The sequence below is a fragment of the Pseudomonas sp. QC2 genome (genome assembly GCF_002859085.1).
Classification (GTDB): Bacteria; Pseudomonadota; Gammaproteobacteria; order Pseudomonadales; family Pseudomonadaceae; genus Aquipseudomonas; species Aquipseudomonas petroselini.
This window is the reverse complement of record NZ_PKKS01000025.1, coordinates 262,170-288,384: the sequence shown is the minus strand read 5'-3', so window position 1 is coordinate 288,384 and position 26,215 is coordinate 262,170. Positions and strand designations below refer to the sequence as shown.

General features: G+C 60.5%; 27 protein-coding genes. 16 read left to right on the top strand and 11 right to left on the bottom strand.

The features are described 5' to 3' along the window. The gene (locus QCBJ_RS27910) at window positions 1-180 is read right to left on the bottom strand and encodes a hypothetical protein (protein ID WP_003193095.1); all 180 of its coding nucleotides are present in this window, start codon (window positions 178-180) and stop codon (window positions 1-3) included. 324 nt (window positions 181-504) lie between these two features. Between QCBJ_RS27910 and QCBJ_RS27905 the strand changes: the two genes are divergently transcribed. The 3 genes from QCBJ_RS27905 (at window position 505) to QCBJ_RS27895 (ending at window position 3,431) form a co-directional block, all read left to right on the top strand. Beyond that, a complete protein-coding gene (locus QCBJ_RS27905; RefSeq protein ID WP_015885267.1) occupies window positions 505-1,341 on the top strand; it encodes a S1 RNA-binding domain-containing protein in 837 nt (278 codons plus the stop codon). 51 nt (window positions 1,342-1,392) lie between these two features. Next, window positions 1,393-1,791 carry a DUF2177 family protein gene (locus QCBJ_RS27900; protein ID WP_093543663.1) on the top strand — a complete coding sequence of 133 codons (399 nt, stop codon included), beginning with the start codon at window positions 1,393-1,395 and terminating at the stop codon, window positions 1,789-1,791. Between the two features lie 197 nt (window positions 1,792-1,988). Then, the gene (locus tag QCBJ_RS27895) at window positions 1,989-3,431 is read left to right on the top strand and encodes an NCS1 family nucleobase:cation symporter-1 (RefSeq protein WP_102062014.1); all 1,443 of its coding nucleotides are present in this window, start codon (window positions 1,989-1,991) and stop codon (window positions 3,429-3,431) included. Here the strand turns inward: QCBJ_RS27895 and QCBJ_RS27890 are convergent. Then, on the bottom strand, window positions 3,343-4,551 hold the full coding sequence (locus QCBJ_RS27890; RefSeq protein WP_102062013.1) for a YbfB/YjiJ family MFS transporter: 1,209 nt from the start codon (window positions 4,549-4,551) through the stop codon (window positions 3,343-3,345). The two genes, QCBJ_RS27895 and QCBJ_RS27890, sit on opposite strands and share 89 nt — an antisense overlap. A 103-nt stretch (window positions 4,552-4,654) precedes the next feature. Here QCBJ_RS27890 and QCBJ_RS27885 point away from each other — a divergent pair, with 103 nt between their 5' ends. From QCBJ_RS27885 to QCBJ_RS27880, 3 genes are all read left to right on the top strand, one after another. Continuing rightward, a complete protein-coding gene (locus QCBJ_RS27885) occupies window positions 4,655-5,548 on the top strand; it encodes a LysR family transcriptional regulator (RefSeq protein ID WP_015885263.1) in 894 nt (297 codons plus the stop codon). Window positions 5,549-5,690: 142 nt separating this feature from the next. Then, window positions 5,691-5,813 carry a PA1414 family protein gene (locus tag QCBJ_RS30515; protein WP_003193089.1) on the top strand — a complete coding sequence of 41 codons (123 nt, stop codon included), beginning with the start codon at window positions 5,691-5,693 and terminating at the stop codon, window positions 5,811-5,813. A 224-nt stretch (window positions 5,814-6,037) separates the two neighbouring features. Next, window positions 6,038-6,640, top strand: coding sequence for a peptidoglycan recognition family protein (locus tag QCBJ_RS27880; protein ID WP_102062012.1), 603 nt, complete (start codon window positions 6,038-6,040; stop codon window positions 6,638-6,640). 47 nt (window positions 6,641-6,687) lie between these two features. Here the strand turns inward: QCBJ_RS27880 and QCBJ_RS30145 are convergent, their stop codons facing one another. The 5 genes from QCBJ_RS30145 to speB are packed head-to-tail and all read right to left on the bottom strand — an operon-like array spanning window position 6,688 to window position 11,474. Next, window positions 6,688-7,038 carry a hypothetical protein gene (locus tag QCBJ_RS30145; protein ID WP_158242102.1) on the bottom strand — a complete coding sequence of 117 codons (351 nt, stop codon included), beginning with the start codon at window positions 7,036-7,038 and terminating at the stop codon, window positions 6,688-6,690. 46 nt (window positions 7,039-7,084) lie between these two features. After that, window positions 7,085-8,467 (bottom strand): sodium:solute symporter, encoded by a 1,383-nt coding sequence (locus QCBJ_RS27870; RefSeq protein WP_046036003.1) that lies wholly within the window; start codon window positions 8,465-8,467, stop codon window positions 7,085-7,087. Between the two features lie 23 nt (window positions 8,468-8,490). After that, window positions 8,491-10,080, bottom strand: coding sequence for a cytosine permease (locus QCBJ_RS27865; protein WP_015885259.1), 1,590 nt, complete (start codon window positions 10,078-10,080; stop codon window positions 8,491-8,493). 21 nt (window positions 10,081-10,101) lie between these two features. Further along, window positions 10,102-10,524, bottom strand: coding sequence for a nuclear transport factor 2 family protein (locus QCBJ_RS27860; RefSeq protein WP_046036004.1), 423 nt, complete (start codon window positions 10,522-10,524; stop codon window positions 10,102-10,104). Further along, window positions 10,524-11,474 (bottom strand): agmatinase, encoded by a 951-nt coding sequence (gene speB, locus QCBJ_RS27855; RefSeq protein WP_015885257.1) that lies wholly within the window; start codon window positions 11,472-11,474, stop codon window positions 10,524-10,526. Before speB ends, QCBJ_RS27860 begins: the two co-directional genes overlap by 1 nt. A 296-nt stretch (window positions 11,475-11,770) precedes the next feature. On the opposite strand from speB, the gene QCBJ_RS27850 reads away from it, so the two are divergent. The 7 genes from QCBJ_RS27850 (at window position 11,771) to QCBJ_RS27815 (ending at window position 19,615) form a co-directional block, all read left to right on the top strand. Continuing rightward, window positions 11,771-12,664, top strand: coding sequence for a LysR family transcriptional regulator (locus QCBJ_RS27850; protein WP_015885256.1), 894 nt, complete (start codon window positions 11,771-11,773; stop codon window positions 12,662-12,664). 6 nt (window positions 12,665-12,670) lie between these two features. After that, the gene (locus QCBJ_RS27845) at window positions 12,671-13,276 is read left to right on the top strand and encodes a tRNA-uridine aminocarboxypropyltransferase (RefSeq protein ID WP_102062010.1); all 606 of its coding nucleotides are present in this window, start codon (window positions 12,671-12,673) and stop codon (window positions 13,274-13,276) included. A gap of 232 nt (window positions 13,277-13,508) precedes the next feature. Then, entirely contained in the window at window positions 13,509-14,411 is a 903-nt protein-coding gene (gene cysM / locus QCBJ_RS27835; protein ID WP_015885254.1) for a cysteine synthase CysM, read from the top strand. Continuing rightward, window positions 14,411-15,763: a 23S rRNA (uracil(1939)-C(5))-methyltransferase RlmD gene (gene rlmD / locus QCBJ_RS27830; RefSeq protein WP_102062009.1), complete on the top strand. Its 1,353-nt coding sequence runs from the start codon at window positions 14,411-14,413 to the stop codon at window positions 15,761-15,763. The genes cysM and rlmD overlap by 1 nt, the downstream gene beginning before the upstream one ends. A gap of 138 nt (window positions 15,764-15,901) precedes the next feature. Continuing rightward, window positions 15,902-18,145 (top strand): GTP diphosphokinase, encoded by a 2,244-nt coding sequence (gene relA / locus QCBJ_RS27825; RefSeq protein WP_015885252.1) that lies wholly within the window; start codon window positions 15,902-15,904, stop codon window positions 18,143-18,145. A gap of 65 nt (window positions 18,146-18,210) precedes the next feature. Then, window positions 18,211-19,044: a nucleoside triphosphate pyrophosphohydrolase gene (mazG, locus tag QCBJ_RS27820; RefSeq protein ID WP_015885251.1), complete on the top strand. Its 834-nt coding sequence runs from the start codon at window positions 18,211-18,213 to the stop codon at window positions 19,042-19,044. A 25-nt stretch (window positions 19,045-19,069) separates the two neighbouring features. Continuing rightward, on the top strand, window positions 19,070-19,615 hold the full coding sequence (locus tag QCBJ_RS27815; protein ID WP_003230516.1) for a DUF2058 domain-containing protein: 546 nt from the start codon (window positions 19,070-19,072) through the stop codon (window positions 19,613-19,615). 199 nt (window positions 19,616-19,814) lie between these two features. Here QCBJ_RS27815 and QCBJ_RS27810 read toward each other — a convergent pair whose 3' ends face one another. The 4 genes from QCBJ_RS27810 to purM all read right to left on the bottom strand — a co-directional run bounded on the left by QCBJ_RS27810 (window position 19,815) and on the right by purM (window position 22,697). Beyond that, window positions 19,815-20,003 carry a hypothetical protein gene (locus QCBJ_RS27810; RefSeq protein WP_003175379.1) on the bottom strand — a complete coding sequence of 63 codons (189 nt, stop codon included), beginning with the start codon at window positions 20,001-20,003 and terminating at the stop codon, window positions 19,815-19,817. A gap of 263 nt (window positions 20,004-20,266) precedes the next feature. Beyond that, the gene (locus QCBJ_RS27805; protein WP_015885250.1) at window positions 20,267-20,980 is read right to left on the bottom strand and encodes a DUF3108 domain-containing protein; all 714 of its coding nucleotides are present in this window, start codon (window positions 20,978-20,980) and stop codon (window positions 20,267-20,269) included. A gap of 8 nt (window positions 20,981-20,988) precedes the next feature. Beyond that, window positions 20,989-21,639 (bottom strand): phosphoribosylglycinamide formyltransferase, encoded by a 651-nt coding sequence (gene purN / locus QCBJ_RS27800; protein WP_015885249.1) that lies wholly within the window; start codon window positions 21,637-21,639, stop codon window positions 20,989-20,991. Further along, a complete protein-coding gene (gene purM, locus QCBJ_RS27795) occupies window positions 21,639-22,697 on the bottom strand; it encodes a phosphoribosylformylglycinamidine cyclo-ligase (protein WP_015885248.1) in 1,059 nt (352 codons plus the stop codon). The genes purN and purM overlap by 1 nt, the downstream gene beginning before the upstream one ends. A 356-nt stretch (window positions 22,698-23,053) precedes the next feature. Between purM and QCBJ_RS27790 the strand changes: the two genes are divergently transcribed. From QCBJ_RS27790 to hda, 3 genes are all read left to right on the top strand, one after another. Continuing rightward, window positions 23,054-24,094 carry a DUF2066 domain-containing protein gene (locus QCBJ_RS27790; protein ID WP_046036010.1) on the top strand — a complete coding sequence of 347 codons (1,041 nt, stop codon included), beginning with the start codon at window positions 23,054-23,056 and terminating at the stop codon, window positions 24,092-24,094. A gap of 32 nt (window positions 24,095-24,126) precedes the next feature. Beyond that, window positions 24,127-25,200, top strand: coding sequence for an AI-2E family transporter (locus QCBJ_RS27785; RefSeq protein WP_064052705.1), 1,074 nt, complete (start codon window positions 24,127-24,129; stop codon window positions 25,198-25,200). A gap of 203 nt (window positions 25,201-25,403) precedes the next feature. Next, the gene (gene hda, locus QCBJ_RS27780; RefSeq protein WP_015885245.1) at window positions 25,404-26,108 is read left to right on the top strand and encodes a DnaA regulatory inactivator Hda; all 705 of its coding nucleotides are present in this window, start codon (window positions 25,404-25,406) and stop codon (window positions 26,106-26,108) included. Window positions 26,109-26,215: the final 107 nt, after the last annotated feature.

Below are 26,215 nucleotides of genomic sequence, written 5' to 3'. Positions count from 1 at the left end.
TTACTTTTTACCCAGGCTGATCTGCTTGGATGGGCCGAAAGTCTGGCCGCTGACGCCCTTGGCAATTTGCTGGATTTCGCCGCCGGACTTGAGGAAAGCAGCAATCTGGCTGTTGATCGATTCGCTGGTTTCAACGGCGGGAGCTGGCTTTGCTTTGCTGTTGGATGCTTTTACACGCATGGCGGCCACTAACCTGTAGAAAATTAACTTGGCCAGGCATCGTACAGGAAATACTTGACAATTGCTTGGTAAATATCCTCGAAGAATAAGTGCGGCGGCTGAAAACAGCCAAGTTTCATCTTTGAAATGAACCCCTAACTTACTGTTTTAATTCGAAACCCTGGTGCTGGCTGCGGTGGGTTGCCTGAGAAAAATCAGCCGGATTGATCGGACGAGCGGGGCGATGCCATCGCAAGGCCACGCCAGGCCGTGATTTTTCAGGCGCGCGCGCGTGACGAGCGCAACTCGGGTAGAATGCCGCCCACGCAATGAGGGTATTTGGAAATGGCTTTAGTCGGGCGCTACAACAGCTTGCAAGTGGTTAAACACACTAACTTTGGTTTGTACCTGGACGGTGCGCAAGATGGCGAAATCCTCTTGCCTAATCGGTATATCCCCAAAGATATTCCCAGTGAAGATGAAGACTGGCTAAACGTTTTCATTTATCTGGACAGCGATGACAAACTTATCGCCACTACCGAAAAGCCCAAAGTCCAAGTGGGCGAATTCGCCAGTTTGAAAGTGGTGGAAGTCAACAGCATCGGCGTGTTTCTCGACTGGGGCTTGCCCAAGGATCTGTTGCTGCCGTATTCGGAAGAAAAGCGTCAGATGACCGCTGGCGAATACTGCGTGGTGCACGTTTATCTCGACAAACACACCAAGCGCATCACGGCCACCGCACGCCTGGACCGCTACCTGGACAAGACGCCTGCCAATTACCAGGTGGGCCAGGAAGTCGACCTGCTGGTGGCCGAAGCCACCGACATGGGCTTCAAGGCGATCATCAACAACAAGCATTGGGGCCTGATCCACAAGAATGAAGTGTTCAAGTTCCTGCGCCCGGGCAAGGAAGAAAAAGGCTTTATCAAGGAGATCCGTGCGGATGGCAATATCAGCCTGAGCCTGCAACCGGTTGGCCAGGAAGCAGCCTCGAGCCTGAACTCGAAGATCCTTGCCAAGTTGCGTGAAAACAACGGCACCTTGCCGGTCAGCGACAAGAGCGACCCGGCGGTGATCAGCAACTTGTTCGGCGTGAGCAAGGGTAACTTCAAGAAAGCCATTGGTGCGCTGTATAAGCAGGGCCAGATTGTGATTCACGCGGATCGCATTGAACTAAGCTGAGTACGCTTTGCTCTTCTGTAGGCGCCCGTTGGCGCTTACAGAGGTGCATCAATGACCAAGAAAACATCTTTCGCCTACCTCGGCACGTTGCTGGCTTTCCTGGTCCTCGACGGCCTTTGGCTCGGCGTGCTCATGGGGCCAACCTACAAGTCCCTGCTGGGCCCGCTGATGCTGGACCAGCCCCGCCTATTGCCGGCTCTGCTCTTCTACCTCCTCTATGTGTTCGGTTGCGTGGTATTCGTGGTTCTGCCCAGTGCCAGTTGGCAGCGCGCTGCGCGCAGGGGGGCGTTGCTTGGGCTGGTCGCTTATGGCACCTACGACCTGAGTAACTGGGCCACGCTGCAGGGCTGGTCAGCCCAGTTAGCGATCATGGACATGGCCTGGGGCACCTTCCTGACTGCCGCGTGCTGCACGGTGGGTCATTGGTGTGCACATCGAGTGCACCGCTGATTGTGTACAGGATTTCGGTGCACCGTTGCTGAGCATCGTCCCATGTCTATACCCATATCAATCCCTTTGGAGCGCCGTGCCAGAGGGATTGCGTTCAATTGGCACGTATTCTGCTGACTCTCTCGTATACAAACCATGCCGCCTTCCGTATGCACACCGCGACGCACGTGCAGGCTGGTATTTCGAGGAGCCCAGCGATGACCGAACAATTGCCCAAAGGCTACAGCCCGCGCCTGTATAACCAGGACCTTGGGCCACTGCCGCAAAAGTGGAACTGGTACAACATCTTCGCCTTCTGGATGAGTGACGTGCACAGCGTCGGCGGTTATGTGTTTGCCGCCAGCCTGTTTGCCTTGGGGCTGGCCAGTTGGCAGGTGTTGATCGCCTTGCTCGCCGGTATCTGCATTGTGCAATTGATCGCTAATCTATTGGCCAAGCCGAGCCAGCAAGCCGCAGTGCCTTACCCCGTCATTTGTCGGTTGGCGTTTGGGGTGTTCGGCGCGAATATTCCTGCGGTGATTCGCGGCTTGATCGCGGTGGCCTGGTACGGAATTCAGACGTATTTGGCGTCGAGTGCCTTGATCATCGTGGTGCTGCGTTTCTTCCCACAGATGGCCGTGTACGCAGAGCCGCATTTCGCTGGGCTTTCCTACCTCGGTTGGTTTGGTTTCCTCAGCCTGTGGCTGTTGCAAGCGGCGGTGTTCTGGGCGGGCATGGAGTCCATCCGCCGTTTTATCGATTGGGCGGGGCCGGTGGTGTATGCGGTGATGTTTGCCTTGGCCGGCTGGATCGTGTGGAAGGCCGGTTGGTCGAACATCAGCTTTACCTTGGCGGAGAAGTCGCTGTCGGGATGGCAGGCGTTTGGCCAGGTGATCGTGGCGACGGCGCTGGTGGTGTCGTATTTCTCCGGGCCGACCCTGAATTTCGGTGACTTCAGCCGCTACTGCCGCAGTATGAACGACGTACGACGCGGCAATTTCTGGGGGCTGCCGGTGAATTTCCTGGCGTTTTCCCTGGTCACCGTCGTGATCGTCTCGGGCACGTTGCCGGTATTTGGTGAAATGCTCCACGACCCGATCGCCACGGTTTCGCGCATCGATAACAACGTGGCGGTATTGCTCGGCGCCTTTGCGTTTGTCACTGCGACCATTGGCATCAATATCGTTGCCAACTTCGTCTCCCCGGCGTTTGACTTCGCCAACGTCGCCCCCAGCAAAATCAGCTGGCGCGCAGGCGGGATGATCGCTGCCGTGGCATCAATCTTCATTACACCGTGGAACCTGTTCAATAACCCGCTGATGATCCACTACACCCTGGATATCCTCGCGGCCTTTATCGGACCGCTGTTCGGGATCCTGTTGGTGGATTTCTACCTGATCAAAAAGCAGAAGATCGATGTGGATGCGCTGTTTGATGACAGCCCCAGCGGGCGCTATTACTTCGACGGTGGCGTGAACTGGACGGCGGTCAAGGCGTTGGTGCCCGCAACGCTGGCGGGCGTTGCGATCACCTTCACCCCTGCGTTGCAGGGCATGGCCAACTTCGCCTGGTTTACCGGATGCTTCCTGGGTGGGCTGTTTTTCCTGGTGCTGGCACGGCGTGAACAGGTGCGCGCACCTGCGCCTTTGGTTGCCGGCTGACCAACACCGAACCCGCCACCAGCAAGCCTGCACCGGCGACTACCAGCGCCGGTTGCAGGCCGCCGCTCAGGTGGCTGCTCACCGATGCCAACAAAGGGCCGCTCAATTGGCCAATGGCAAAGCTTGCGGTCAGCAGCCCGGTGCTGCGCTGGTAGCCGTGGGGCGCGACGTCCCGCAAACGTGCCATCACGAGTTGCATGCACGCCAGGAATGGCCCGCCGCACAGCAACACCCCCAATGCCAGGCCCCAGCCATTGCCCAGCAAGCAGGCAAACACGCCGGCCGCTTGCAGCCATAGGGTGGTCATCAGCCAGCGGCGAGTCGTGTGCGGATCCTTGCGGCGCAGGGTCGCCACGCCGACGCCCATCGCGGCTGCCAGACCAAAGCACGGCCAGAACAGATCGGCCTGCCAGGCGCCCTTGAACTGCGCACTGGCCATCTGCGACAGGAACGTCGCCGGGATGATGTAGCCAAGGCCGAACAACACATAGATCCAGCACAAATGCGCAATGCTGCCGTTGCTGCCCGCGTCCGTAGGGCTGGCAACCGCGGCACTGGCGGCAGGAGGCTTGGGTAGGAACGGCAGAATCGCCAACAACATCACCAGTGCCACCGTGCCGTACACCCACCACAAGGTTGCCGAGCTTTGCCCCAGCAAGTTGGAGCCCAACGCCAGCAACCCGGTCAGCAGGATCCCCAGTCCGGGCCCGGCGAATACCAATGCGCCCAGGCGCGGACGCCCGGCGGCAATCGCCAGTGGCTGGCTCAGGCTGGTGATCATCACCAATGCCCAGGCACTCGCGACACCGGTACCAAAGCGCAGCAACAGATGCGGCCAGAAGCCATGAGCCCAGTACGACGCCAGGGTCAGCAGCACACACAGCCACAACCCGCCGTACAAGCGCCCACGCACATGCTGATGGCTGCGCGCAAAGATCGAATCCACCGCCCCGACGAAGTAGCCCAAGTAGTTGGCGGCGGCGATCAGGCCAGCGCCGGTCAGGTCGATCTGCCCCTCGCTGAGCAGATGCGGCATTTGTGGGGTGAGGGCGAAACGGCCGATGCCCATCGCCATCATCAAGGCGACACCACTGGCAAGTAAGCGAATCAAGGGGGACATGGTCAGGTTTCCTGCGGATAAGCGAATACCCTCAGGCTAAAGCGCATTGACTTTCTGTAAAATTGAATAATAGTGAGCAACTTGTTCAGTTTTGGAGAAAGGTATGGAGTTCAGTCAATTGCGCATTTTCCAGGCGGTGGCGGAAGAGGGCTCCATTACCCGTGCCGCCGAGCGCCTGCATCGCGTGCCGTCAAACCTGTCGACCCGGCTCAAGCAGATGGAGGAACAGCTCGGTGTAGAGCTGTTCGTGCGCGAGCGCCAACGCCTGCAGCTTTCTCCGGCGGGCAAAGTGTTGCTGGACTACAGCGCCCGACTGCTGGCCCTGCACGACGAAGCTCACGGCGCCGTGCAGGGTGGGCAACCGGCTGGCGACTTTGTATTAGGCAGCATGTACAGCACGGGCGCCGTTCATTTACCGAAGCTGCTGGCGCGTTACCACAAGGCTTACCCGACGGTGAACCTACAGGTGCAATCGGCGCCGAGCGGCGAGCTGCTCGAAGGCTTGATTACCGGTCGCCTCGATGCTGCCTTTGTGGACGGTCCTATCACCATCGCGTCCCTGGACGGTGTTCCCCTGTGCGAGGAGCGTCTGGTGCTGATCTGCGAAGCCGATCACCCGCCGGTACGCGGGCCGCAGGATGTGGCGGGCCGGTCGGTGTTCACCTTCCGCCGCAGTTGCGCCTATCGCGCGCGGCTGGAAACCTGGTTTTCCCACGAGCACGTGGCCATGGGGCGGGCGATTGAGATCGAGTCCTATCAAGGCATGCTCGCCTGTGTGATCGCCGGGTCCGGGGTGGCGTTGATGTCCGAGTCCATGCTCAACAGCCTGCCAGGCAAGGACAGTGTGTCCGTTCATCCGTTGACAGGGCCTTTTGCCACTGCGACCACCTGGCTGATGTGGCGAAAGGGTATGCTCGGCGCTAACCTCAACGCATGGATCGACCTGCAGCAAGCTGACAGGGCCGAGGCGCTGCACGACGCACGCGCGATTGCTTGAGCGATCCGTCAGGATTTGGATCAATTCAGTAATAGTTCGTTGTGTTTTCGTTCAAGCAATACGTAGGACTTAGGGCTACTATCAGTGTAGGAAAAGGCGAAAGAACTTGCGCCTACCAGCATTACCCTCAAAGGGGGCAACCATGAAAGAGAAAATTCAAAACTGGCTCCATGATCTGGGTGTTGCACTGGGCTTGATCGAGCCGCCGTTGCAACCCGTGCCGATTCGCACCGATGATGAGCAGCGTCGCCCACGTCGCAGGTAAGCCCTGAAGCGCTCACGCGGCCGAACCGTGCGGGCGCTGTACTATCGGGCGTTTTTCATGGCGTGATGAGGCGCCTGTAATCCGCGCGCAGCCGTGATTTGATGCGTACCCTGTGTGAAGAGGTGCGCTTCATCGTCGGACCCTTCTGCTTAATCCGTCATCCTCACTTTTTCCCTGTTCGTGCTTCTATATTTTTGCCTTCTCATGGACGAAGAGGCATTGAAATGTCGAGCATTGATAGCGAAGGTATGCTGATTTCCTACCGAGTCGAACTCCGTCGGTTTCAAACGATCGAGCATGGTGATCTGCTGGGTGTGCGCGCTTTGGTGATCCACCAGACCGACGCACCGACGGCCCGGCACACCTTTAACGGTTACCTCTCCAAAGGTAATGGTGCGCACTTTTTGATTGAAAAAGACGGCGCCATCTACCAGACAGCCAGCGTCAAGAAGCGTTGTTATCACGTTGGGCGCTACCTGCGTTCCAAGTGCCTGGCGCTGGATAAAGCCACCTGCGATAGCCGTCAGGTCCAAAGCATTCAGGCGCTCACGTGGACATTACAGATTCGGGCGCTGGACCGGTATGAGCGCACCAAGGACTATCCTGAGCGATACCCGATGAATGCGGACTCCCTGGGCATCGAATTGGTCGGCAAACATCTGGATGCTGCACGTTATGAGGAGGTGACTGCTATGCAGAAGCAGTCTCTGCGGTGGTTGGTGTCTGAGCTGCATGGCCATTTCCGCCTGACGCCGAAAGATGTCTACACGCATCCGCAAATCTCATACAAACACCCAGGTGAAGCCAGTACTGCGGAGTGGCAATGAGTCTACGGTCAGCGTTGTTTGGCGTGTGCGCATTACTCGCCGGATGCTCATCCTCCCAGCTGGATCTCGACGACATTCGCATCTCTGGCTTTCACTCCGAAGAGCCCGAACGCTGCCGACCCAGTGACGTTGCGCTGGATGAGCGGCAGATAGCGTCCTTTTTCAAACGCGCCGCGCTTATTGATGGTCGCACGCTGCACGATGAGTTTGACTGGGCCCCTTGTTACCTTGAAGGCACGCTGAAATATCAGCAAACGGCCTGCGTCTGGCGGGTGAGGGCGGGGGCAACCGGGGAAATTGAGTGCCCGGCGACCGAGCAGTATTTTGGCTGCAAGGATTGCGGTGATTTGTTTGAAGGCGCGGCGCAATAGCGACGAATAAAAAAACGGGTGCGACATCCGACGTCGCACCCGCTGAAGAAACCGCTTTAACGCCTGTTGCTGATCAAACGGCGCGGGTCGCCACACCCTCTGGCCGGCGCGACAACACGCTCACCAGCACAAAACTCACCAGCCCAATGGCCAGGCTGTAGTAGATCGGCGTGTTCGCGTCCAGCCCATCCTTGAGCATAAACACCAGCGCGGTCACGAATCCCAGGGTCATGGAGGTGATCGCCCCCGACGTGGTCGCGCGTTTCCAGAAGATCGCGCCAATCAGTGGGATCAACATACCGCCCACCAGCAGGTTGTAGGCCAGTGTCAGTGCGCTGATCACATCGCTCACCACCAGCGCAATGCCCAGCACGGCGATGCCGGTCAGCATCGTAAACAGGCGGTTGACGGCCAGGCTCGACTGTTTGCCGCCACGCAAACGCGGCAACAGGTCTTCAGTCAGCACGGTGGAGGCGGCGAGCAGGCCGGCACTGGCGGTGGACATCATCGCTGCGAGGGCGGCGGCAATCACCAGGCCACGAATCCCGTCTGGCAGCGAGGCTTTCACGATAGCGGCAAACGCGTTGTTGACGTTGTCCAGGTCCGGGATCAGCACGTGTGCCGCCATGCCGATCAACGCACAGGCCAGGCCGTAGAGGATGCAGTAAAAACCGGCGAAAGTGCCTGCGTACTTGGCGACCTTTTCGTCACGGGCGGTGAACACGCGCTGCCAGATATCCTGGCCGATCAGGATGCCGAAGAAGTAGATCATGAAGTAGGTGATGATCGTGTCCCAGCCGATCGCGGTGAAGCTGAAGCTCGACGCGGGCAGCTTGGCCACCAGCTCATCCCAGCCGCCGACGCGGTACAGGCAGATTGGCAGCAGGATAAACATCAGGCCGACGGTCTTGATCACAAACTGCACGATATCGGTGAGGGTCAGCGACCACATGCCGCCGATGGTCGAGTACACCACCACCACACCACCGCCGAGCAGCACCGAGATCCAGAACGGCAGGCCGAACAGCACTTGCAGCACGGTGCCGATGGCCAGGATCGAGGTCACGCCGATCATCAGCGCGTAGGCCAGCATGATCACCGCACTGGCCTGGCGGGCCATGGGGTTGTAGCGTTTTTCGAGGACCTGGGTCACGGTGAAGATCTTCAGCTTCAACAGCGGCTTGGCCAGGAACAGGTTGAGCGCAATGATGCCCATGCCCAGCGCGGCACACAGCCAGAAGCCGGAGATGCCATGCACATAGCCCAGGCGCACGGTGCCGACGGTAGAGGCACCGCCCAATACCGTGGCGGCCATGGTGCCCATGTACAGCGACGGGCCCAGGTTACGTCCGGCCACCAGGTAATCTTCGTGGGTCTTGGCGCGGCGCATGCCGTAATAGCCGAGCACGAGCATGCCGGCGGCGTAGATGAGTACGACGAATAAATCCAAAGCCATGACGGCGGTTCTCCAATTATTTTTTATTGTGGTGAGCGTGCTTGCTGTGGTGAAGGCGCGTGTTGTGGCGAGGGAGCTTGCTCCCGCTGGGCTGCGAAGCGGCCCCAAAAAAGCCGGCTCCAGCTTCGCGGTCGAACGGGAGCAAGCTCCCTCGCCACAACGGTCGGCCCGTAGACAGCCGCCGGTTCCGGAAACACCCGCAGCAAGGTCAGGTACACCACCGACGCTAACCCCAGCGTCACCGGCAAGCTGATATCAATGCCATCGGCCAAATTGCCCAGCGGTCCCACAAACTGCCCCGGCAAATTGACGAAACACAGGCCCACCAATGCACTCGGAATCCACGCCCCCAACCCGCGCCAGTTCCAGCCATGGCTGAACCAGTAGCGCCCGCCGGTCTCACCGCGGGTAAACACCTGCAGGTCATCCGGGCAGTAGAAGCCGCGACGCACGATCAGGCCGATGATCATCATCACCATCCACGGCGTGGTGCAGGTGATGATCAGTACCGCGAACGTCGACACGCTTTGCACCAGGTTGGCGGCGAAACGTCCGATAAAGATGAAGGCAATCGACATCACCCCGATCAGCAGCGTGGCTTTCACCCGTGACAACAGGCGCGGGAACACGCTGGACATGTCCAGTCCGGTGCCATACAGCGACGTGGTGCCGGTGGACATGCCGCCGATCACCGCGATCAGGCACACCGGCAGGAAGAACCAGGTCGGCGCTACCGCCAGTAACCCGCCGACATAGTTATTCGCCGCGATGTAGTCCGGCGCCTTGATCGCGACGATGGTCGCGGTGGCCAGGCCAAACAGGAAAGGGATTAACGTCGCGATTTGCGCCAGCACCACTGCCAGCATGATGCGCATTTTCGGCGTCTCACGCGGGATGTAGCGCGACCAGTCACCCAGGAACGCACCGAAGGAAATCGGGTTGCTCATGGCCACCAGCGCGGCGCCGATGAAGGCGGCCCAGAAGCCCGTCTGGCCCATGGCTACAGTGCCCGCGAAGTGGCTGTCGAACGCCGGCGCGAAGGCAAAGATGCCCAACAGGAACAACAGGCTCGCCGCCCACACCGCAATGCGGTTGACCCACAGCATGAAGCGAAAGCCGTAGATGCACACCGTCAGTACGAGAATGGCGAACACGCCGTAGGCCAGGCCCAGGGTCAAGTCGGTTTCCGGCAGGCCGATCAGACGTTTCGCACCCCCCACCAACGCATCGCCCGAACTCCACACCGACAGTGAGAAGAAGGCAATCGCCGTCAGCAGTGAGAGAAACGAGCCGACAATCCGCCCGTGCACACCAAAGTGCGCACCGGAAGACACCGCGTTGTTGGTGCCGTTGATCGGCCCGAACAGGCCCATGGGCGCCAGGATCAGCGCACCCACCAGCACGCCCAGCACAATCGCCCAGACGCCGGCCTGGAACGACAAGCCGAACAACACCGGGAAGGAGCCCAGCACGGCGGTGGCAAAGGTGTTGGCACCGCCGAAGATCAGTCGGAACAGATCCTTGGGGCCGGCGGTACGTTCGTGGTCCGGGATCTGCTCGACCCCGTTGGTTTCTATCTTTCGAATACTTTTATCGTTGTTTTTATTATTCATGATCAGCTCCGATCACATTGGCTAAGGGGGCGGCAGCCCTTCCGGCATAGCGGACAAATGTTCGTGACAGGCCAGCCACAGGCCTTGTTTTTGTTGTGTGCCAGACCCTTGCCGTGTGAAGACAATGGTCTCGCGTTCCTGGCTAAAAAATTGCTCCCCGTTCATGCGCAGCTCGGTGGCCACGTCATGCATGAAAATCGCCACGTCACCCTGCAGGCTGACCACGGCGTTGCTTGAGGTGCAGGACAGCACCTCGAACCCCTCGTCCCGGCGCCAGCTGTCCCACAACGCCTGGTAGGCATCGCGACTCAGCAGTGGCTGGGGGAGGGTGTAGAACACAAAGCTCGCATCGGCGGTGAACGCGCCGAAGTAGGCGGCGCGGTCATTGCGCGCAAAGGCCGCGACCAGGTCGGCGGCGGCTTGCAGCACTTCGTGGGTGCTCATCAGCGATGGGCCACGCCAGGCAGTACGCAGAGCATTTCGTACAGCAGGTTGGCGCCCAGCAGCGAAGTGTTGCCGGTGGTGTCGTAGGGCGGCGAAACTTCGACCAGGTCGCAACCAATCAGGTCGAGGCCCTGGCAGCCGCGGATGATCTCAATCGCTTGGATGGTGGTCAGCCCGCCGATTTCCGGCGTACCGGTGCCCGGCGCCCAAGCCGGGTCGATGCCGTCGATATCAAAGCTCAGGTACACCGGGCCGCCGCCGACTTTCTCACGCACTTCGGCCATCAACGGCGCGAGGGAGTGGTGCCAGCATTCTTCGGCCTGGACCACACGGAAGCCCTGCTTGCGGCTCCAGTTGAAGTCTTCGGCGGTGTAGCCTTGGGCGCGCAGGCCGATCTGCACCACACGGTCGCAGTCCAGCAAGCCCTCTTCAACCGCGCGGCGGAAGGTGGTGCCGTGGGCGATTTTCTCGCCGAACATATGGTCGTTCACGTCGGCGTGGGCATCGATGTGCACCAGCCCGACCTTGCCGTGTTTCTTGTGGATCGCCCGCAGGATCGGCAGGGTGATGGTGTGGTCGCCGCCCAATGTCATCGGGACTACGTTGTGCTCGAGGATTTCGTCGTAGGCCTCTTCGATGATGCGCACGGCGTCCAGCAGGTTGAAGGTGTTGATCGCCACGTCACCAATGTCCGCGACCGACAGCGAGTCGAACGGTGCGGCGCCGGTGGCCATGTTGTAGGGGCGGATCATGACGGATTCGGCGCGGATTTCACGCGGCCCGAAACGGGTACCGGCGCGCAGCGAGGTGCCGATGTCCAGCGGCACGCCGATAAAGGCGGCATCCAGGCCCTTGGCCGTTTGCAGGTGGGGAAGACGCATCATGGTGGCGATGCCGGCAAAGCGCGGCATTTCGTTGCCGCCCAGTGGTTGGTGGAAAATCTTGTCCACGGGAGTGCCTCATCGTTGTTTTGTTTATTAGGGGCCGATTCTGCGAAATACATCGATACGAAAGAATCGGCAGGGGCAAATACTTAGTTCAGATTTTTCTAAACTAATACCAGCGGTTAAACTACGACAGCTGGACTGTAGTGAGCGGGCTTGCCCCGCGCTGGGGGGCGAAGCCGCCCTAAACCCAGGCACCTCGGTCTCTCTGAAACACTGCGGCGTCCTCATTAGGGCGGCTTCGCCCCCCAGCGCGGGACAAGCCCGCTCACTACAAGTAGCCCGATCATCTTGGAGACCCCATGGCCAACGCCTTGCCCGACCTGAAACTCCTGCGGATCTTCGCCAGCGTCGTGCGGCATCAGGGATTCGCCAATGCCCAGCACGAACTCAACCTGTCCACGTCGGCCATCAGCACTTACATGAGCCAACTGGAATCGGCGTTGGGCCTGGTGCTGTGCCATCGCGGCCGGGGCGGTTTCAGCCTGACCAGCAAAGGCGAGCTGTTCCATCAGGAAACCCTGCGGTTACTGGGCGAACTGGAAGGTTTCGAGCAATACGCCGCAGCCTTGAAAGGCGAGTTGCGCGGCACCCTCAAGCTCGGGGTGCTCGACTCTACCGTCAGCGACAAGGCGCTGCCGTTCGCCGAAGTCATCGGCGCCTACAGCCAGGAGCACCCGGCGGTGCACCTGCATTTGTCGGTGATGAGCCCCTACGAACTGCAACTCGGTGTGCAGGACAATCGCCTCGACCTGGCCATCGGCGCTTTCTCCAACCGCATGAGCGGGCTGATCTACATGCCGCTGTACCGCGAGCAGCACTGGTTGTATTGCAGCACCCGGCACCCGCTGTTCAACGAGCGCCGCATCCCGGAGCAAGTGATCACCCAGCAACGCATGGTCGGTCGCGGCTACTGGAGCCAGGCCGAACTGGCGCGCCATGGTTTCAAACACAGCGCGGCGACCGTGGAAAGTATGGAGGCTCAGTTGATCCTGGTGCTGTCCGGCGCCTATATCGGCTACCTGCCTGAGCACTACGCCCAGGCCTGGGCCGACAAGGGGGATTTGCGCGTATTGCTGCCGGCCACCTTCGGTTACCAGGCGCCGTTTTCGATGATCATGCGCCGCGGGCGCAGCCGTGAACCGTTGATCCAGACCTTCCGCGATCTGCTCAAAGCCCAGCTCAACCAGGCCTGATAATCCATGTCCAGACCCCAATGCCCGCGCTGCCTGCGACCCGCCACCCATTGCCTGTGCGCGCTGATCCCGAGCCTCGACAGCCGCACCCGCGTGTTGCTGTTGCAGCACCCGAGCGAGGTCAACCATGCGCTCAATACCGCGCGGTTGGCGGCGTTGGGGTTGAACAATGCGCAGTTGATAGTGGGTGAGGTCTTTGATGATCTGCCGACTCTATTGAACCCGCCTGGCTATCAGGCGCGGCTGTTGTTTCCGGCTGACGACACCCAGCCGCTGCAAGCCTATGTGCCTGGGGATCAACCGCTGTTGCTGGTGGTTCCCGACGGCACCTGGCGCAAGGCGCGCAAATTGCTGCACCTCAATCCGTTGCTGGCAGCGCTGCCACGGGTGACGCTGGCCGAGGGCGCTGTGTCGCGTTATCGGCTGCGCAAAGCGCCCGGGCCGGGAGCCCTGTCAACGGTTGAGGCAATTGTGCAGGCGTTGCAGGTGCTGGAGGCACCGGCATCGTTCGAGCTGCTGCTCAAACCCTTTGAGGCGCTGATCGACGGGCAGATTGCGGCGATGGGGGAGGAGGTTTTTCAGAAAAACCATGGCGATCGACATTTGGGCTAGGCGGGTTGTCGAGGTGCGGCCATCGGGGGGCAAGCCCCCTCTCACAGTTGACCGAATTCCAGCATGAGAATGCGCGCGAATGTGGGAGGGGGCTTGCTCCCGATAGCGTCTGCCCAGCCACCACCTCGCTCGCTTATTCCTATAAGCCATAAGCACCGCACTTTGCGTGATATGGCCCGCCGGCCTTTCCCGGTATGATGTTCGCCCCCGCAGTCTGGATTGCGAATACGCCATGACCTTGCAGTACCCTACAATCGCCGATTGCGTCGGCAACACCCCCCTGGTCCGCTTGCAACGCATGGCGGGTGAAACCAGCAATACCCTGTTGCTCAAGCTTGAAGGGAACAACCCGGCCGGTTCGGTAAAAGACCGCCCGGCGCTGTCGATGATCACCCGCGCCGAGTTACGCGGGCAGATCAAGCCCGGCGACACCCTGATCGAAGCCACCTCCGGTAATACCGGGATCGCGCTGGCCATGGCCGCGGCGATCAAGGGTTACAAGATGGTGCTGATCATGCCCGACAACGGCAGCGCCGAGCGCAAGGCGGCGATGACCGCCTATGGCGCCGAACTGGTGCTGGTGACCCAGGAAGAGGGCATGGAAGGTGCCCGCGACCTCGCCGAGCGCATGGCCGCCGAAGGCCGTGGCCAGGTGCTGGACCAGTTCGCCAACGGTGACAACCCCGAGGCGCACTACACCACCACCGGTCCGGAAATCTGGCGCCAGACCCAGGGCACCATCACCCATTTCGTCAGTTCCATGGGCACCACCGGTACCATCATGGGCAACTCGCGCTACCTCAAGGAGCAGAACCCGGCGATCCAGATCGTTGGGCTGCAACCCATGGAAGGCGCGGCCATCCCAGGCATCCGCCGCTGGCCCGAAGAGTATCTGCCGAAGATCTACAACGCGACCCGCGTGGACCGCATCATCGACATGGCCCAGCGTGAAGCCGAAGACACCACCCGCCGCCTGGCCCGTGAAGAAGGCATCTTCTGCGGTGTGTCCTCCGGTGGTGCCGTGGCCGGCATGTTGCGCTTGTCCAAAGAGGTGGAAAACGCGGTGATCGTCGCGATCATCTGTGACCGAGGCGACCGTTACTTGTCGACCGGCATTTTCGACGAACCCAACTGATGGCCAAGCACGAGAGAGGCCTGCGCTTCCAGCCGACGGGCGGCAGCCGGGCCCCGCAGATTCCGGTAGGCAAGAAACAACGCTTGACCATCGAGCGCCTGGCCAATGACGGCCGCGGCATCGTGTTCTTTGAAGGCCGCACCTGGTTTGTGAACGGCGCGCTGGCCGGCGAAGACGTGGAAGCGCGCGTGCTGGGCACCCACGCCAAGATCGTCGAGGCGCGCACCGAGCGGGTGTTCAAGGCCAGCGAACTGCGGCGTCCGGCGCCGTGTGCGCACTTCGGTCGCTGCGGCGGTTGCAGCGTGCAGCACTTGCCCCACGCCGAACAACTTGCCCTGAAACAGCGCATGCTCGCCGAGCAACTGTCCCGTGTGGCCGGTGTCGAACCGCAAGAGTGGGCCGCACCCTTAAGTGGGCCGGAATTCGGCTACCGTCGCCGCGCCCGTGTGGCCGTGCGTTGGGACGCCAAGGCGAAACATCTGGCAGTCGGTTTCCGCGCCGTGGCCAGCCAGGACATCGTCGCCATTGACGATTGCCCGGTACTGGTACAGGCCTTGCAACCGATCATGCAGCGTCTGCCCAACATGCTCCGCCGCCTGAGCAAACCTCAGGCGCTGGGGCATGTGGAAGTGTTCAGTGGGACCTCCATCGCCGTGTTGCTGCGGCATATGGCGCCGCTGTCCGAAGCGGACCTGCACATTTTGAAAGAATTCTGCACCTTCCATGATGCCCAGCTGTGGCTGCATGGCGAGGGTCAGCCGGAACCGGTCGACGCCGATGCGGTTCTGGGGTTTCGATTGGACCAGTGGGATCTGGAGCTGGCTTACCGGCCTGGAGACTTCGTCCAAGTCAACGCCGGGGTCAACGCGGCGATGGTCGCCCAGGCCCTGGAATGGCTGGCGCCCCAACCCGATGAGCGGGTGTTGGACCTGTTTTGCGGCCTGGGCAATTTCGCCCTGCCGCTCGCTCGCCAAGTGCGGGAAGTGGTGGCGGTGGAAGGCGTACAGACCATGGTGGACCGGGCGGCCGTCAACGCCGTCAGCAACAATTTGCATAATGCGCAGTTTTTTCAGGCCGATTTGTCTCAGCCTTTGACCGACGCGGAATGGGCCAAACAGGGCTTTTCTGCGGTACTCTTGGACCCACCTCGTGACGGTGCCCTGGAGGTTGTGCGCAAGCTCGCGACCCTCAAGGCCAAGCGTCTGGTGTATGTGTCCTGCAACCCGGCCACGCTGGCGCGGGACACGGTTGAGTTGGTCAAGCAAGGCTACCGGCTAAAACGTGCCGGGATCCTCGACATGTTTCCGCAAACCGCGCATGTCGAGGCCATGGCGTTATTTGAAGCGGGCTAGGATGCCCGTTTAATCCGACTGGCCTGCATTCTCCAAGGCCGCGACCTGCCAGGGAGTGTGTGTAAGCTTTATCAAGGTAAAGCAGGTCAGCGATGATTTTTGACGCATCCAAGGTGCGTCGTAGGGAAGGTAAGCAAGATGGTACAGGTGAGAGCACACCAGCCGATCAACACCGACGGCAGTATCAATCTCGAGGCATGGCTGGATCATGCCGTCAGTGTCGACCCGGCACTGGACCGTGAAGCCTTGAAAGCAGCCTGCGAGTTCGCTCGTGAGTCTGAGCAGCAAGACAATGCGGCCAAGAACCTGTGGGCCGAAGGCACTTCAAGTTTTCGCACCGGCTTGGAGATCGCCGAGATCCTCGCCGATCTTAAACTGGACCAGGACTCGCTGATCGCCGCCGTACTCTATCGCGGCGTACGCGAAGGGCACATCGCGTTGCCCATCGTCAGCCAGCGTTTCGGCACCGTGGTGGCCAAGCTGATCGACGGCGTGCTGCGCATGGCCGCGATCAGCGCCAGCCTCAGCCCGCGTCAATCCATGGTGCTGGGCACCCAGGGCCAGGTCGAGAACCTGCGCAAGATGCTGGTGGCGATGGTCGACGACGTTCGTGTCGCCCTGATCAAGCTGGCCGAACGCACCTGTGCCATCCGGGCGGTGAAGACGGCCGACGATGAAAAGCGCAACCGCGTTGCCCGCGAAGTCTTCGACATCTATGCACCCCTGGCGCACCGCTTGGGTATCGGCCATATCAAATGGGAGTTGGAGGACCTGTCCTTCCGCTACCTCGAACCCGATCAATACAAACAGATTGCCACCTTGCTGCACGAGCGGCGGCTCGACCGTGAGCGCTTTATCGCCGACGTGATGAACCAGTTGCGCTCCGAGTTGCAGGCCACCGGCGTCGAGGCCGACATCAGCGGTCGCGCCAAACACATCTATTCCATCTGGCGCAAAATGCAGCGCAAGGGCCTGGCCTTCAGCCAGATCTACGACGTGCGTGCCGTGCGTGTGCTGGTGCCGGAAATGCGTGACTGCTACACCGCGCTCGGTATCGTCCATACCCTGTGGCGGCACATTCCCAAGGAGTTTGACGACTACATCGCCAACCCCAAGGAAAACGGCTATCGCTCCTTGCACACGGCGGTGATCGGCCCCGAGGGCAAGGTGCTGGAAGTGCAGATCCGCACGCACGCCATGCACGAAGAGGCCGAGCTGGGTGTCTGTGCGCACTGGCGCTACAAGGGCACCGACGTCAAGGCCGGGTCCAACCAATACGAAGAGAAGATCTCCTGGCTGCGCCAAGTGCTGGAATGGCACGAAGAACTCGGCGACATCGGCGGCCTGGCCGAACAGTTGCGTGTGGATATCGAACCGGACCGGGTCTATATCTTCACGCCCGACGGACACGCCATCGACCTGCCCAAGGGCGCCACGCCGCTGGATTTTGCCTACCGCGTACACACCGAAATCGGTCACAACTGCCGGGGCGCCAAGATCAACGGGCGCATCGTGCCGCTCAACTACAGCCTGCAGACCGGTGAGCAGGTCGAGATCATCACCAGCAAGCACGGCACGCCGAGCCGTGACTGGCTGAACCCCAACCTCGGCTACATCACCACGTCGCGGGCGCGGGCGAAGATCGTCCATTGGTTCAAGTTGCAGGCGCGTGACCAGAACGTCGCGGCGGGTAAAACCTTGCTTGAACGCGAACTGGCACGCCTGGGCCTGCCTCAGGTGGACTTCGACAAGTTGGCCGAAAAAGCCAACATGAAGATCGCCGAAGACATGTTTGCCGCGCTGGGTGCCGGCGACTTGCGCCTGGCGCAACTGGTCAACCTGGCCCAGCAGCTGGTCGAGCCGGAGCGCGGCAGCGAACAGCTGGAACTGATCCCACGCAAGGCCACCGGCTACAAGCCCGGCAAGCGCGGCGATATCCAGATCCAGGGCGTGGGCAACCTGATGACGCAAATAGCCGGCTGCTGCCAGCCGTTGCCGGGCGATGCCATCGTCGGTTACATCACCCAGGGCCGTGGCGTGAGTATTCACCGCCAGGACTGCGCCTCGGTGCTGCAACTGGGTGGGCGTGAGCCGGAGCGGATCATCCAGGTCAGCTGGGGGCCGGTACCGGTGCTCACCTACCCGGTGGACATCATCATCCGCGCCTACGACCGTTCCGGCTTGCTGCGTGACGTGTCGCAAGTGCTGCTCAACGAGCGCATCAACGTGCTGGCGGTCAACACCCGCTCGAATAAAGAGGACAACACCGCGTTGATGTCCCTGACCATCGAGATTCCGGGGTTGGACGCATTGGGGCGGTTGCTGGGGCGGATTTCCCAGTTGCCGAACATCATTGAAACCCGGCGCAACCGCACCCCTTGATGCGGTCATAAATGTGGGAGAGGGCTTGCCCCCTCCCACATTTGATCTTCAGCGGAAAGAGACCGATGTATTCACTCGAAGACCTGCTGCACCTGATGAACCGCCTGCGCGACCCGCAATACGGGTGCCCATGGGACATCAAGCAAACCTACGCGACTATCGTCCCGCACACGTTGGAAGAAGCCTATGAAGTCGCCGACGCCATCGAGCGCGGTGACTTCGATCACCTGCAAGGCGAGCTGGGCGACCTGTTGTTCCAGGTGGTGTATTACAGCCAGCTGGCACGGGAGGAAGGGCGCTTCGAATTTGCCGGAGTGGTCGACAGCATTACGCGCAAGCTCATCCGCCGCCATCCCCATGTGTTCCCCACCGGCGATCTGTATGCGCCGCTGGATATCCCGCACCTGAGCGAAGAGCAGGTCAAGGCGCGTTGGGAGCAGATCAAGGCCGAGGAGCGCGCGGAAAAGTCCGACGCACCGGAGCAACTATCCCTGCTGGACGATGTGCCTACCGCGTTGCCGTCCTTGTCCCGTGCCGCCAAATTGCAAAAGCGCGCCAGCCAGGTCGGTTTCGACTGGCCGTCTGCCTTGCCGGTGGTGGATAACGTGCGCGAAGAGTTGGATGAAGTGCTCGAGGCCATGGCCGATAACGATCCGTCGGCCATTGCCGATGAGGTCGGTGACCTGCTGTTTGCCGCGGTCAACCTGGCCCGTCACCTCAAGGTCGACCCGGAAACCGCTTTGCGTGGGGCCAATGCCAAGTTCGAACGACGTTTCCGATTTATCGAACAGGCATTGCGCGACACGCACCAACCCATAGAAGATTGCACCCTCGAAACGTTGGATGCCCTCTGGGGCGAAGCCAAACGTCAGGAAAAGAACGTGTCCAGCTGCGGTTGAGCAGTTGCCTAAGTGAGTAAGCACCATGAGCCTTTCCCTTCGCGACCAGTTGCTCAAAGCAGGTCTGGTCAACCAAAAGCAGGCCAAGCAGGTCGGCAAAGAGAAACAGAAACAGCAACGCCTGGTTCACAAAGGCCAGGCCGAGGTCGATGACACCCAGGCCCGCCTGGCAGCCGAGGCACATGCCGAGAAGGTCAAGCGCGACCAGGAACTGAACCGCCAGCAGCAGGAAAAAGCCGAGGCCAAGGCCCGTACGGCGCAGGTCAAGCAACTGATCGAGACCTCGCGCCTGCCCAAGCTGACCACCGAGGACTACTACAACTTCGTGGATGACAAGAAGGTCAAGCGCCTGTCGGTCAACACGCTGATGCGCAACAAGCTGAGCAATGGCTCCCTGGCGATCGTGCATCACGGTGGCAGCTATGAGGTGATCCCGCGCGAAGCGGCGCTGAAGATCCAGGAGCGCGCACCTGAGCGTATCGTGCAGCTCAACATCCTCACCGAAAGCCAGGTGCCGGACGAGGATGATCCGTACGCCGCCTACCAGATCCCGGATGATCTGATGTGGTAAGGCGGTAGCAACCCATTGTGCTGAGCGGGCTTGTCCTTTGGTGAGCGCGCTTGCCTGGGGTGAGCAGGCTTGCCCTGCGTTGGGCTGCGAAGCGGCCCCGAAAACGCAAACGCCGCATTCTCCCTGAAAGAATGCGGCGTTTTTTGTGGGGCGGCTTCGCCACCCAGCGCGGGGCAAGCCCGCTCACTACACGGTAACTTCAGGAGCTTTGTGCCTGGCGTTTCATCTCAAGCGATTCAAGCTCGTTTTTATAATTATGAGCGTCGCTCTCATTGTGAAACATGCCGACCAGCAGGTCTTGCTGGTGTACATCCCAGATGTGAATCCCATGGCCCAGTGCTTCGTGGGACATATGTTCGTCGTCGCGTTCAGTTACTTTTACAGTCATCTGCTTGCTCCAATCTCTGGTGGATCTGCGGCAAGTCGTCGCAGGCCTTTGTTATATGTTTTGTTAGCTTGCTAAGTAAACCGACTTTTCGCGCAACAATTCATTGCAGCAAATGCAACAGTCCTGCAGGCCGCGTAAACCGCGACATTGCGCCGCAGGGTGCTGAGTTTTATGACAAAAGTTTCATGTTCGCGTCAGGGGCAGCTCAATCGACAGGCGAAAAAAAGCCCCGCATTCGCGAGGCTCCTTGTTCCATCTACCGATCAGCTACCTTTGACAGCCTTACCGTCAACGGTGCCGTCCTGCAGCATGATGTTGTATTCCTTGCCGTCGGTTTCCACCTGGCGCAGGGCAACCAGGATGCCGCCTTGGTCCTTGGCAAACCACATCTGGGTGATGCGCTTGCTTTGTGTCGGGTCACGCACGCGCTCGACCTTGATGGCGTCGATGGAGCCGACCTTGGTCTGGACCTTTTCCGGGCCGATCACGCGGAAGTCGTAGGTGTCGACGTCGGTGCCTTCGACCACGTTGTAGCTCATGCTCTTCTTGCCGGCAGCCACATCGCGCTGCAGGGCCAACTGGTAGGTCGACTTGTCGAGCATGCCGCTTTGCAGGGCGACGTTGACCGGGTCTTTGTTTTCAAAACCGGTGACTTTCTTGGCGGTCTGGTCGAAGTCCAGGTTGATCTTCTTCGCCTTGCCCAGGCCACCGCGCTCGAAGGTGTAGCTCTTCGGTTGCAGGGTGTCCTTGTCAAACTGGATCACGCTGGTTTCGGTCAGGCTGGCGATCATCATGGACGCCTTGAAGTTCAAGGTCCAAGTGCCATCGCCATTCTTGGCCAGGCTGCGTTCGGCCGAACCACTCATGGGCAACTGTTTCCAGTCGGCGGTGTAGCTGACGGAGAAAGGGTGTAGGTCTGCTGCTTGCACGGCAGGCAAGGCGAACAGCGCAAAAGCGAAGAGCAGGGCGCGACGCATAAAATCTCCTAGGTTCGAATCAAGTGGCCGCTGGCCGCAAGTAACTGACCGTCCAATAATGCACCCTGGTCACCGAGAATCAACCGCCCCTCGGCAAACCAGCGAACGGCCAGCGGGTAAATCCTGTGTTCCTGGGTGTGAACCCGTTGCGCAAGGCTCTGCGCCGAGTCGTCAGACTCTACCGGAACCACTGCCTGTACGACCAGAGGCCCGCCATCGAGTTCCTCGGTGACGAAGTGCACGCTGCAGCCATGCTCGCTGTCGCCGGCGTCGAGCGCACGCTGGTGCGTGTGCATGCCTTTGTACTTGGGCAGCAGGGAAGGGTGGATATTGAGCAGGCGCCCTTCGTAATGCCGCACGAAATCAGCGCTGAGGATGCGCATGAAACCGGCGAGTACCACGAGTTTGGGGTTGAAGGCGTCGATGAGTTCGATCAAGGCACTGTCGAAGGCCTCGCGGCCATCGAACGTCTTGTGATCCAGAGAGCGGGTTTCGATACCCGCGTCCCTGGCGCGTTGCAAGCCGTAGGCGTCGCTGCGGTTGGAGATCACCGCAGCAATGCGCACCGGGCTGTCGCCGGTGCGCGTGCTGTCGATCAAGGCCTGCAAGTTACTGCCGGTGCCGGAAAGCAGCACCACGACATCACAGGTCTGAGGCATCAGTGAGCCTTGAGGTTCTTCAGTTCGACCTGAGCTGCGCCTTCCGGGGCAGTGGCGATCTGGCCGATGACCCATGGCTGCTCGCCGGCTTCACGCAATACGTTCAGCGCGGTTTCAACGTGTTCTTGCGCCACGCAGATGACCATGCCGACGCCGCAGTTCAGCACGCGGTGCATTTCGGTTTCGTCAACGTTGCCTTTCTCTTGCAGCCAGTCGAATACCGCAGGACGCTGCCAGCTGGCCACGTCGACGATCGCCTGGGCGCCTTTTGGCAGTACGCGCGGGATGTTGTCCAGCAGACCGCCGCCAGTGATGTGGGCCATGGCTTTGACTGCGCCAGTGTCCTTGATCAGCTTGAGCAGTGGCTTGACGTAGATGCGGGTCGGGGCCATCAGCAGGTCGGTCAGCGGCTTGCCGTCGAGCTGGGTGTTCTCGATGTCGGCGCCGGACACTTCGATGATCTTGCGGATCAGCGAGTAACCGTTGGAGTGTGGGCCGGAAGAGGGCAGGGCCAGCAGGGCGTCACCGGCAGCGACTTTGGAGCCGTCGATGATTTCGGCTTTTTCCACCACGCCGACGCAGAAGCCGGCCAGGTCGTAGTCTTCGCCTTCGTACATGCCTGGCATTTCAGCGGTTTCGCCGCCGACCAGGGAGCAACCCGACAGCTCGCAACCCGCGCCGATGCCGGTGACCACTTGGGCAGCGGTGTCCACGTTCAGCTTGCCGGTGGCGTAGTAGTCCAGGAAGAACAACGGCTCGGCGCCGCACACCACCAGGTCGTTGACGCACATGGCAACCAGGTCGATGCCAATGGTGTCGTGCTTGTTCAGGTTCAGTGCCAGGCGCAGCTTGGTGCCCACGCCGTCGGTGCCGGACACCAGGACAGGCTGCTTGTAGCCGGCCGGGATTTCGCAGAGGGCGCCAAAACCGCCCAGGCCGCCCATGACTTCGGGGCGCGCAGTGCGCTTGGCGACGCTCTTGATGCGTTCGACCAATGCTTCACCGGCGTCGATGTCTACACCGGCGTCCTTGTAGCTCAGGGAGGGTTGCTTGCTCATGATCCAGGCCTTTAGGGGGGATTCAGGGGTAACGACCGAGCGGGCAGGCGCTTTTGGTAAAAGGCCCAGCCGTTGACGGTCTGCGAAGGCGCGCGATTTTATCAGGCTTGAGGGGCAGCGGCCATCCTCGGGCCGACGGGCAGGGCCATATAGGTTAAAAAAGCCGGTTAAAAAAATGCTGATGGGGTCTGCTTCGGCGCGTATTAAGGTATAGCCTTTAACCCGCTATCGTTATGACAGTACGAAAACTTACCAAGACCCTGTGAATGTTTTACCGGTGGCTGTGGTCACAGCCTTGCCAAACCGAGTTCACGCGGTCTGTTCCAGCCGCTAAATTTGTCGTTCGGGAATCTTCCATGCGTCTGTGTAAATTCTTCTTTGTAGGCTGCTTGTCGTTGGTCAGCCTGGCGAGTCATGCCGAAACCCTCAATGGCCTTTATCAAGTACTCGAACCCGTCAGCAGCCAATCGCCGCAAGAGCGCGACCAAGCCACCCAGCGTGCCGTGCAGACCCTGGTGATCCGCCTGACCGGCGACGCCAAGGCCGCCGATGGCCCGGGCCTGGCGGCGGTTCGCAAGGACCCGCAACAAATCATCAGCCAATACGGCTACGACGCCGGCCCGCCGGAAAGCCTGCAAGTGGATTTCGACCCGGTGAGCACTGATCGCGTCCTGCGTGAAGCGGGCCTGTCGATCTGGGGCAGCAATCGGCCATCGATCCTCGGCTGGTGGCTGAACGACTCCACCGAAGGTAGCAGCCTGGTGGGCGATGGCCAGACCGTGGCCCAGGCGCTGCGTCGTGCGGCACAACACCGTGGCCTGCCGCTGCGCCTGCCGCTGGGTGACTTGGATGAGCAGGTGGTCGCCACCGCACCGAATCTGGAAAGTGCTGACGCCACACCTTTGCGTGCCGCTTCCGAGCGTTACGGCGCCGACGCCTTGCTGGCTGTGCATGCGCGCCAGGAAGGGAGTCAATGGCAAGCCAAATGGCGTTTGTGGTTGGGCGACAAGAGCGAGCAGGGCACCGCCCAAGGGGCCGACACCGGCGCCGTGGCGGATGCGGTGATGCTGGCGGTCAGCCAGAAGCTGGCGCCACGTTTTGCGGTCAAGCCGGGTGTGAGCACGGAACAACTGCTCGAAGTGCAAGGCATGACCCTGGAGCGCTATGCAGCGCTGGGCCATCTGCTGGAGCCTTTTGGCGGCCAACCACAGTTAGTGGATGGCAATCGCATTGTGTATCGCGTCAACGGCAGTGCCGATCAGTTGCGCACCCAGTTGAGCTTGGCCAAGTTGCAGGAGATTCCCGCAGGCGAGGCGCCGGCCCAGCAACCCGTGACAGATGGCACGCAGCCTGCGGTAGCACCTGAGCCTCAGGCGCAGCTGCGTTTTCGTTGGTAGAAGTTTTCTTCTTTATATAGGTGGAGTGGTATATGGCGGATACGCGTCGTTGGGTGTGGCTTGGCGGGATCGTCCTGCTGTGCGTTTTTGTCTTCTTGCTGCATTCGATCCTGACGCCGTTCCTGGTCGCGTTGCTGCTGGCCTACCTGTTCGATCCGGTGGTGGATCGCTTGGAGAAGGCCGGGCTGTCGCGGACCTGGGGGGTGGTGGCGGTGTTCGCGCTGTTTACCTTGATTATCACGGCGTTGGTGTTGGTGCTGGTGCCGATGTTGGCCAAGCAGCTGTTCCGCTTGTATGAATTGGCGCCGCAGATGCTCGATTGGCTGCAGCACACGGCCATGCCGTGGGCCCAGGCTAAGTTAGGCCTGGCGGATGGCTTCTGGAAGTTCGATAAGGTCAAGGCGGCCATCAGCGAACACATGGGGCAGACCACCGATATCGTCGGTGTCATTCTCAGTCAGGCAACCGCATCCAGCCTGGCGCTGATTGGCTGGTTGACCAACCTGGTGCTGATCCCGGTGGTCGCGTTCTACCTGCTGCGCGACTGGGACATCATGATGGCCAAGATCCGCAGCCTGCTGCCGCGCAACCGTGAGGAGCGAATCGTCTCGCTCGCCGAGGAATGCCATGAGGTGCTCGGTGCATTCGTGCGTGGGCAGTTGCTGGTGATGCTGGCCCTGGGGATCATCTACGCGGCCGGCTTGATGGCCATCGGCCTGGAACTGGGTCTGTTGATCGGCCTGATCGCCGGCCTCGCCGCGATCGTGCCGTACATGGGCTTTGTGATCGGTATCGGTGCGGCACTGGTGGCCGGGCTGTTCCAGTTTGGCGGTGACCTGTATCCGATGCTGGGCATTGTGGCGGTGTTCATGGTCGGCCAGGCCCTGGAAGGCATGGTGCTGACGCCGTTGCTGGTAGGCGATCGGATTGGCCTGCACCCGGTGGCGGTGATCTTTGCGATCCTGGCGGGCGGGGAGCTGTTCGGCTTTACCGGCATCCTGCTGGCGCTGCCGGTGGCGGCGGTGATCATGGTGCTGGTGCGCCATGTGCATGATCTGTACAAGGATTCGGAGGTGTATACAGGGGTCGAAGACCCCGACCTGTAACCGCTTCTTTGCAAACCCGGCCCAGGCCGGGTTTGTTGTTTCTGGAGCGGCGGCGTCAAACAATCTGCGTAAATCCAACAAGTTAACGCAAACCTTTGATTTTGCTTGGGGTCTGTTGCATTGTGCGCCCGGCGTCACGGGTATAAACTTTGCAAACTTTACACAGAGGCCACTAACGGTTCGTTTGGAGCCGTTCAGTCAGCATGAAACCGATTCAGCTGCCCTTGGGTGTGCGTCTGCGTGATGACGCCACCTTTATCAACTACTACCCAGGCGCCAATGCCGCTGCACTCGGCTATGTCGAGCGGCTTTGCGAAGCCGACGCCGGGTGGACCGAAAGCCTGATCTATCTGTGGGGCAAGCACGGCGTAGGGCGTACCCACCTGTTGCAGGCCGCTTGCCTGCGTTTCGAGCAGATGGGTGAGCCGGCGGTTTACTTGCCTCTGGCTGAGTTGATGGACCGTGGCATCGGCATCTTCGACCACCTCGAGCAATACGAGCTGGTATGCCTGGACGATCTGCAAGCGATCGCCGGCAAGGCCGATTGGGAAGAAGCGCTGTTTCACTTATTCAACCGCTTGCGGGACAGCGGTCGGCGCCTGCTGATTGCGGCGTCCAGCTCGCCACGTGAGCTGCCGATCAAGCTGGCCGACCTCAAGTCACGGCTGACCTTGGCACTGATCTTCCAAATGCGCCCGCTGTCCGACGAAGATAAGTTGCGTGCCTTGCAACTGCGCGCCTCCCGTCGCGGCCTGCACCTCACCGACGAGGTCGGGCATTTTATCCTCACCCGTGGCACGCGCAGCATGAGCGCGTTGTTCGACTTGCTCGAACAGCTCGACCAGGCTTCTTTGCAAGCTCAACGAAAATTGACGATCCCTTTTCTCAAGGAAACGTTGGGCTGGTAACTCGTTGAATTTACGGGTTTCGCCAGTTTTCAGGCGCCAGGAAACCTGCGTTTGAGCCGCGTTGGCTACGCATTTGAACCGATAAATGGAATTACGGCTTAGATGTC

Excerpts from the sequence above, each read along its gene's own strand:
- relA (WP_015885252.1), top strand. The coding sequence starts at position 15,902 with ATGGTACAGGTGAGAGCACACCAGCCGATCAACACCGACGGCAGTATC.
- QCBJ_RS27890 (WP_102062013.1), bottom strand. The coding sequence starts at position 4,551 with ATGTCCCCCTTGATTCGCTTACTTGCCAGTGGTGTCGCCTTGATGATG.
- QCBJ_RS27885 (WP_015885263.1), top strand. The coding sequence starts at position 4,655 with ATGGAGTTCAGTCAATTGCGCATTTTCCAGGCGGTGGCGGAAGAGGGC.
- QCBJ_RS27805 (WP_015885250.1), bottom strand. The coding sequence starts at position 20,980 with ATGCGTCGCGCCCTGCTCTTCGCTTTTGCGCTGTTCGCCTTGCCTGCC.
- QCBJ_RS27785 (WP_064052705.1), top strand. The coding sequence starts at position 24,127 with ATGGCGGATACGCGTCGTTGGGTGTGGCTTGGCGGGATCGTCCTGCTG.
- QCBJ_RS27790 (WP_046036010.1), top strand. The coding sequence starts at position 23,054 with ATGCGTCTGTGTAAATTCTTCTTTGTAGGCTGCTTGTCGTTGGTCAGC.
- QCBJ_RS27870 (WP_046036003.1), bottom strand. The coding sequence starts at position 8,467 with ATGGCTTTGGATTTATTCGTCGTACTCATCTACGCCGCCGGCATGCTC.
- QCBJ_RS27810 (WP_003175379.1), bottom strand. The coding sequence starts at position 20,003 with ATGACTGTAAAAGTAACTGAACGCGACGACGAACATATGTCCCACGAA.
- purM (WP_015885248.1), bottom strand. The coding sequence starts at position 22,697 with ATGAGCAAGCAACCCTCCCTGAGCTACAAGGACGCCGGTGTAGACATC.
- hda (WP_015885245.1), top strand. The coding sequence starts at position 25,404 with ATGAAACCGATTCAGCTGCCCTTGGGTGTGCGTCTGCGTGATGACGCC.
- QCBJ_RS27910 (WP_003193095.1), bottom strand. The coding sequence starts at position 180 with ATGCGTGTAAAAGCATCCAACAGCAAAGCAAAGCCAGCTCCCGCCGTT.
- QCBJ_RS30515 (WP_003193089.1), top strand. The coding sequence starts at position 5,691 with ATGAAAGAGAAAATTCAAAACTGGCTCCATGATCTGGGTGTTGCACTG.
- cysM (WP_015885254.1), top strand. The coding sequence starts at position 13,509 with ATGACCTTGCAGTACCCTACAATCGCCGATTGCGTCGGCAACACCCCC.
- QCBJ_RS27900 (WP_093543663.1), top strand. The coding sequence starts at position 1,393 with ATGACCAAGAAAACATCTTTCGCCTACCTCGGCACGTTGCTGGCTTTC.
- QCBJ_RS27895 (WP_102062014.1), top strand. The coding sequence starts at position 1,989 with ATGACCGAACAATTGCCCAAAGGCTACAGCCCGCGCCTGTATAACCAG.
- QCBJ_RS27905 (WP_015885267.1), top strand. The coding sequence starts at position 505 with ATGGCTTTAGTCGGGCGCTACAACAGCTTGCAAGTGGTTAAACACACT.
- QCBJ_RS27850 (WP_015885256.1), top strand. The coding sequence starts at position 11,771 with ATGGCCAACGCCTTGCCCGACCTGAAACTCCTGCGGATCTTCGCCAGC.
- purN (WP_015885249.1), bottom strand. The coding sequence starts at position 21,639 with ATGCCTCAGACCTGTGATGTCGTGGTGCTGCTTTCCGGCACCGGCAGT.
- QCBJ_RS27815 (WP_003230516.1), top strand. The coding sequence starts at position 19,070 with ATGAGCCTTTCCCTTCGCGACCAGTTGCTCAAAGCAGGTCTGGTCAAC.
- rlmD (WP_102062009.1), top strand. The coding sequence starts at position 14,411 with ATGGCCAAGCACGAGAGAGGCCTGCGCTTCCAGCCGACGGGCGGCAGC.
- QCBJ_RS27845 (WP_102062010.1), top strand. The coding sequence starts at position 12,671 with ATGTCCAGACCCCAATGCCCGCGCTGCCTGCGACCCGCCACCCATTGC.
- QCBJ_RS27860 (WP_046036004.1), bottom strand. The coding sequence starts at position 10,524 with ATGAGCACCCACGAAGTGCTGCAAGCCGCCGCCGACCTGGTCGCGGCC.
- QCBJ_RS30145 (WP_158242102.1), bottom strand. The coding sequence starts at position 7,038 with ATGTCGCACCCGTTTTTTTATTCGTCGCTATTGCGCCGCGCCTTCAAA.
- mazG (WP_015885251.1), top strand. The coding sequence starts at position 18,211 with ATGTATTCACTCGAAGACCTGCTGCACCTGATGAACCGCCTGCGCGAC.
- QCBJ_RS27865 (WP_015885259.1), bottom strand. The coding sequence starts at position 10,080 with ATGAATAATAAAAACAACGATAAAAGTATTCGAAAGATAGAAACCAAC.
- QCBJ_RS27880 (WP_102062012.1), top strand. The coding sequence starts at position 6,038 with ATGTCGAGCATTGATAGCGAAGGTATGCTGATTTCCTACCGAGTCGAA.